This is a genomic window from Candidatus Enterococcus testudinis (genome assembly GCF_002140915.1).
GTDB lineage: Bacteria > Bacillota > Bacilli > Lactobacillales > Enterococcaceae > Enterococcus_D > Enterococcus_D testudinis.
Map to the genome: position 1 here is coordinate 1,011,732 of NZ_NGKU01000001.1, position 1,263 is coordinate 1,012,994.

Consider the following 1,263-nt stretch of genomic DNA (forward strand, 5'->3'; position numbering starts at 1 on the left):
ACAATCTCAAGCATCATATTGATGATGGCTAAGATTGTCAGTATATTTTGCAACATACTATTTCAGAACGTACCCTTTCCCATTCCACTGCGATTCATTGGCATCCCTCCTTACAACCAATGTTTTTCACAAAATGATTGAAAGGTTGAAGGGGATACCACGACCGTGCAATACTACACCTGAATGACAGCAAGTCTTCTTGTTCATTGTAACACAATTGATTACTTCGTTTAGTCAAAATTCTGAATATTTTTCATAATCGTATAATTCTGTTCGTATATTTGACTAAAATCGAACGAAAATTTGTCTTTTTTCTCTTGTTCGCTTGAAAACCTTTCCATTTTCCGCTGCACTAGTTCCAGAATAGAAACCAAAAAAATAGGCACCTCATATTCCTGTTCGAGCAGGTTTACAAGGCCCTGATCAGTCACCCCCTAAGAACGATTGACCAATCAAGTTGCCATAGTTGACGCATTGCATCAACGTGTTTCTTGTACCCAAAATCTGTCTTCATTTCTTGTGTCTTTGCTAGATTTTGGCTTTTTATTGAGAAATTTTCAAGGGATGTAAGACGCTTTTTTCGCTATGTCAAAGGCATTGGACAATCTTGTTTGATGTCTTTTTTGTCATTATAATGTGTTTACTTATTTATTTCTGATAATAAATAGACCTTGAAAGAGAAATGTTGTAAAATTATTTTAAGGATAACAGGATAATAAATAAAAGGAGGCTTAAATGAACAAACAACAGCTATCCACTTTTATGATCGTGCTTTGTATGTCAGTCGGTCTGTTGCTGGGGGCTTATTCTAGTGCGCATACTGCATATGCTACAACCGTTGATACGACGTCAAACACTACCGCAGAAATAGAAGGCGTGTGGGGGACTGTTGATTGGACATGGGATAGTGAAACAGCCACCATTGTCTTATATGGCGGAGACATGGGTGAAGTAGATGATGCACCATGGCGCACCTACACAAATGTCCAAACCATCGACGTAAGAGCTACGATCAAATTTCCCATAAATGCCAATTATATGTTCAGAACCAACAATGAATATGTTCATCCCACACCCACTGGAGGATTAGTTGCATTGGAACGCGTGATTGGTGCGGACTATTTTGACTTTTCTGAAACGACACAGATTGATTATCTCTTTCAAGGTGCCACGAATTTGAAAGAAATAGACACCCGCAAGTGGGATCTCAAACACATGACGCGGATCAACAGTCTATTCAACAATTGCTGGTCATTGGCATCT

Annotated in this window: 1 pseudogene; it reads left to right on the forward strand. The window is 38.7% G+C overall.

The features are described 5' to 3' along the window. Positions 1-735: 735 nt before the first annotated feature. Positions 736-1,263 (forward strand): annotated as a pseudogene (locus A5886_RS04850) (hypothetical protein); the annotation flags it as partial.